Raw genomic sequence first — 4,850 nt, 5'->3', positions numbered from 1 at the left:
GGTTTCCAGCGGTCAAGACTCGCGCCATGATGCGCTTCGACCGCTCGGAAGCGAGACAGCCGCGAACGGGCTCGAAAGACTCGCCCCGGGGGTGGTTAGGAGGGCGTGGGAGGGGCGTTCGAGTTGCGGAGTGGGCCAGCGGCGGTGAGTTAGTTGCCGTTTTGTTCGGACTGGAGGTTGGCCATGATCTCGGCTACCGAGAGGCGGCGGGAGGCGTTGCCGGAGTCGGTGTCGGGATCGACGCGGCGGCGACGGCGGGAGCTCGCGGTGCCGATGGTGGGGCGCGGGGTGGGGTCGCCGTCCATCAGGGGGAGGCGCAGCGGGACGGACGGTTCGGGCTGCGGCTCTTCGCTCTCGGACGGATCGGTGAAGGCGTCGGACCAGCCCGCGGGGGCCCTCAGCGGGTCGGTGGTGTGGGTGTCGGCGCCGTTTTTCCCGTTGGCCGCGGCTTTCGGATAGCCGCCGTTCGCGTGCTCCGTGTTCTTGTACTCGGAGTTCTTGTACTCGGCGTCCTCGTAGTCGGCGAACCCGTCGTCGAGGTAGTCGTCATCGAGGTAGTCGTCGTCGATCGAGACCACCGCGGTCTCCGCGGTGACCGGCTCGTCGAAGGGACTCGCGAAGACCGGGGGCTCCGGGTGGCCGGGTTCGAAGATCGGGGTGACCGCGCTGCGCGGTTGCTGCTGGTGCGTACCGACCCACCCGTCGGCATTCGCCGAGCTATCGTTCGCCGGATCGCCGTAGCCGCTCGGCAACTCCTGGATTCGGGTGGCATCGGCGCGCAGCGCGGGGCGATCCATCGGCAGATCGCCGTCGAAGAGGCGTTGCAGGCTCTCCCGCAACACGGTCAGCTCGGCGCGCAGCGCGGCCATTTCCGTGGCGTCGGCGCCCACTTCCTCGCGCACCCTGGCCTCGACCCCGAGCTCGTATTCGCGCCGCGCCGTGATCTCGCGCTCCAGCTGCAGTTCGTACACCGTCTGCAGGTCACGCACTTTCGCCTTGTCCACATCGGCGTCTTTGCGGTATTTGGTGGCGGCAAGCGCGCCGATCGCGGCAGCCCACAGGGCCGCGATCAGACCAACCCTGATGAACTGCAGGCTGTTACTGAAGACCAGGAAAACACTGGCAATCAGACCGAGCAGAATCACAGCGCCGACGAACAATTTTCCCGCTTGATCCCGCCGTTGACGGGAAGTGCTACTACGGGAGGGTGAAACCATGCACGCCAGGGTAGCGGGGTTGGCGCCGCACGCCCACAAACTGGCCTGCCACTTCCATTCAGAATATTTGCTATGTAGTTGCCGGTTCGTCGGGCGGCTCGTCGGGAGCCCGGCAGCAATACTCGAGCCACAGCGCGGCGGCGACCAGCGAGACGCCCGCCAGCATGCCGACGATCGCGCCGGGCGCATCGGCCGCGGCCGCACGCAGGGTGCCGCGCTGCGGGAAGACCCAGCACAGGAATCCGAGCCAGATGCCCGCCGCGATCGAGCCCACCTGCAGCGACGCCTTCGCCAGCGCCACGGCCCGCGCGGCGGTGATCGGATGCAACTGGTTCCTGCCGTCCCCGATCTCGTGGTCGCTGACCCTGGCGCGGATGACGAACGCGAGTACCACCTCGATCGCGGCCACCGGATACAGCGAGGCGCCCGCGAAAACGGAGATCGGCGGGAAGTTCGCGTAGGCGATCCTGGTGGCGATCCACGCCACGATCGCGGCGATCAACACGTTGGCCACCAGATCGAGCACCCTGGTCGGCTTGAGCTTCACGATGTCGCTCCCCCTGCGGTTCGGTGCAGCGAGAACTCGGTCCGGTGCACGCCTGCCCGCTCGCCGGCGTCCAGCGCGGCGAGCCATTCCCGGACCGGCTTGTCCACGCCCGCGGCCGACAGCCGCGCCTCGGGTTCCACGTCCAGCCACGGGATCAGTACGAAGGCTCGGTTGTGCGCCTGCGGATGCGGCAGTGTCAGCTCCGGATCGGCGCTGACGCAGGGCACCGGCCCCGACGGACCCGGCTCGGCGCACCACACCACGTCCACGTCGAGCGTGCGGGCGCCCCAGCGCACCTCGCGCACCCGGTGCGCGGCCCGCTCGAACGCCTGCCCGCTGCGCAACCAGCCGAGGCAGTCACGCTCCGGATCGTCCACCAGCAGTACGGCATTGAGGAAATCGTCCTGATCGACACCGCCCCACGGCGCGGTCGAGTAGACCGGCGACACCGCGACGACCCGGTCCCCGAGCCCGTCCACCACACTGCGCAGGTGCGCGAGGCGGTCCCCCATGTTCGAGCCGATCGACAGGACGGCGCGACTCATTCGGCGCCCTCGCGTACGCGCGTGGTCACCACGCGGACATCGGCGAAGGTATGCGGGATCGGGGCCGAGGGCTTGTGCACCACCGCCTCCACCGCCCGGATGCGCGGATCGGTCATCACGTCGTCGGCGATTTCGGAGACCACCGTCTCGATCAGATTGCGCGGCGGGCCCTGCACGATCTGCACCGCGCGCTCGGCCAGTGCGCCGTAGTCCACCGTGGCGGACAGGTCGTCGGTGGCGGCGGCCGCCGCGAAATCCACCCACACGGTGAGGTCGACGACGAACTCCTGGCCGTCGCGGCGCTCGTGCTCGAAGACCCCGTGGTGCCCGAACGCACGCAGCCCCCGCAACTCGATCCGGTCGAGCCCAGACGGCAGGGCGCGGTACTCCCCCGGTCGGCCCTCGCGGGTCACCGGTGCGGTGGACGGATTCATCCGAGGGCTCCTCGCGAAATCGGCCGGGCGGCCTGCCAGGCGTCGGTGACGGCGATCGCGTCCAGGGAGGCACGCACCTCGTGCACGCGCACTCCCCAGGCGCCGTGCAGGGCGGCCAGGGCCGAGACAGTAGCGGTGGCGACCTCCCTGCCGTCCGGCGGCCGCGGGCCGTCGGTGTCGGCGAGCAGGGCGCCGAGGAAGCGTTTGCGCGAGGCGCCGATGAGGATCGGCAGGCCGTCGGCGACGAATTCGGGCAGCGCGGCAAGCAGAGCCCAGTTGTGGTCGGCGTTCTTGGCGAAGCCGAGACCGGGATCCAGGATCAGCCGGGACGGGTCGACACCCGCGGCCACGGCCAGCTCGACCTGCGCGGTCAGCTCGGCGCGCACCTCGGCCACGACATCGTCGTAGTGATCCGCCGGGCCGGTGTGCCGGTAGTCCGCGCCCGCACGCCAGTGCATGAGGATCCACGGAACATCGGCGGCGGCAACGACTTTCACCATGTCGGGATCGGCGCGACCACCGGAGACGTCATTGATCACCGAGACGCCCGCGCTCAGCGCCGCCTCGGCCACGCTCGCCCGCATGGTGTCCACGCTGGTCGGCACGCCCGCCGCCACCAGACCGCGGATGACCGGCGCGACACGAGCCGCCTCGGTCTCCGGATCGACGCGATCCGCACCGGGCCTGGTCGACTCGCCGCCGACGTCGATGATGTCGGCGCCCGCCCGATACAGCTCGATGCCGTGCTCGATGGCCAGCTCGCTGTCGAGATAGCGGCCGCCGTCGGAGAACGAATCGCTGGTGACGTTCACGACGCCCATCACCACGCAGCGGCGCCCGCCGCGCGCGATGACGTTCGTGCGACCGGACACCGCGGCCTCCCTCACCGGCGCAGGATCAGTTCGAGTGCCTCGGCGCGCGAGGCGGCGTTGGTCTGCAGCAGTCCACGCACGGCCGAGGTGGTGGTGCTCGCTCCCGGTTTGCGGATGCCGCGCATGGCCATGCACAGGTGCTCGGCCTCGACCACGACGATCGCGCCGCGCGGCTCCAGCTTGCGCATGATGGCGTCGGCGATCTGGCTGGTCAGCCGCTCCTGCACCTGCGGACGCTTGGCGTACAGGTCGACCAGTCTGGCCAGCTTGGACAGGCCGGTGACCCGGCCTTGCTCGCCGGGGATGTATCCGACGTGGGCGACGCCGTGGAAGGACACCAGGTGATGTTCGCAGGTGGAGTACATCGGGATGTCGCGCACCAGCACGAGTTCCTGGTGCCCCTCGTCGAACGTGGTGTTCAGCACCGCGTCCGGCTCCTGGTAGAGCCCGGCGAAGGTCTCCCGGTAGGCGCGGGCCACCCTGGCGGGCGTTTCGATCAGGCCGGGACGGTCCGGATCCTCACCGATCGCGATCAGCAATTCCCGAACGGCGGCTTCGGCTCGCGCCTGATCGAACGGCCGCCCTGTCTCGAGTGCGACCAGTTCGGACCTGGTCGGCGCGGGTTCGAAACCGTTGCGCTCGACCTCGTCATGACCGTTGAGCGCCGAGCCGACGGCATGCTTGTTGGCCGACAATCGAGGACACCTCCAAAATCTCGGGCGCCGGCAATTACTCGGCACCCCGATGGTCGAGCGTAATCGGCGCCCGGTCAGCGCCGTCCGTTCGGTCCATCCCACTCGTGGTTCTCGCCCTCGCCGCGCGGGCTCGGACGACCCGGCTCCTCGTAGCCGTCGTGGTCGTAGCCGTCGTGCTCTTGGCCGGAAGCGCCCTGCTGCGGGTTGCTCCACGGCTGGTAGCCGCGCCGGGACTCGCCCGACCCACTCCAGCCGCCGCCGTAACCCGGCTGCCCGACGGGCTGCTGCGGTTCCTCCCGCGGCGGCCAGCCCGGCGCCGACCAACCAGCGGGAGCGCCGTAGTCCGGACGCGAGCCGTGCGTGCCGCCCTGACGCGGGTACGCCTGGGTCGGCGCGTGCGGCGACGGGTAGCCACCGGCCGCGGGCTGGCTCGGGTAGCCGTACTGCGGCTCGGGCTGGCGGCCAGCCTCCTGCGGGTAACCGTTGGCGGGCACGGCCTCGCGCTGCGCGGCGGCCGCCGCCAGCGACGGCTGCACCGGC

Annotated in this window: 6 protein-coding genes and 1 pseudogene; all 7 read right to left on the bottom strand. The window is 70.3% G+C overall.

Going from position 1 to position 4,850, the window contains the following annotated elements; all coding sequences use genetic code 11:
• Positions 1-149: 149 nt before the first annotated feature.
• Entirely contained in the window at positions 150-1,145 is a 996-nt protein-coding gene (locus NL1_RS27010) for a DUF6779 domain-containing protein (RefSeq protein WP_156095068.1), read from the bottom strand.
• 142 nt (positions 1,146-1,287) lie between these two features.
• Positions 1,288-1,764: a DUF3180 domain-containing protein gene (locus NL1_RS27005; protein ID WP_067844945.1), complete on the bottom strand. Its 477-nt coding sequence runs from the start codon at positions 1,762-1,764 to the stop codon at positions 1,288-1,290.
• On the bottom strand, positions 1,761-2,309 hold the full coding sequence (gene folK / locus NL1_RS27000) for a 2-amino-4-hydroxy-6-hydroxymethyldihydropteridine diphosphokinase (protein WP_067844943.1): 549 nt from the start codon (positions 2,307-2,309) through the stop codon (positions 1,761-1,763). The genes NL1_RS27005 and folK overlap by 4 nt, the downstream gene beginning before the upstream one ends.
• Positions 2,306-2,743 carry a dihydroneopterin aldolase gene (gene folB, locus NL1_RS26995; protein WP_084510978.1) on the bottom strand — a complete coding sequence of 146 codons (438 nt, stop codon included), beginning with the start codon at positions 2,741-2,743 and terminating at the stop codon, positions 2,306-2,308. The genes folK and folB overlap by 4 nt, the downstream gene beginning before the upstream one ends.
• Complete coding sequence (gene folP, locus NL1_RS26990; protein ID WP_067844951.1) at positions 2,740-3,564, bottom strand: dihydropteroate synthase; 825 nt, start codon at positions 3,562-3,564, stop codon at positions 2,740-2,742. Before folP ends, folB begins: the two co-directional genes overlap by 4 nt.
• A gap of 62 nt (positions 3,565-3,626) precedes the next feature.
• Entirely contained in the window at positions 3,627-4,217 is a 591-nt protein-coding gene (gene folE / locus NL1_RS26985) for a GTP cyclohydrolase I FolE (protein ID WP_067844950.1), read from the bottom strand.
• Between the two features lie 167 nt (positions 4,218-4,384).
• Positions 4,385-4,850 (bottom strand): annotated as a pseudogene (locus NL1_RS38270) (ATP-dependent zinc metalloprotease FtsH); the annotation flags it as partial.

The sequence above is a fragment of the Nocardia lijiangensis NBRC 108240 genome, from assembly GCF_001613045.1.
In the GTDB taxonomy this organism is placed as follows: Bacteria; Actinomycetota; Actinomycetes; order Mycobacteriales; family Mycobacteriaceae; genus Nocardia; species Nocardia lijiangensis.
This window is presented reverse-complemented; position numbering and strand designations above follow the sequence as displayed.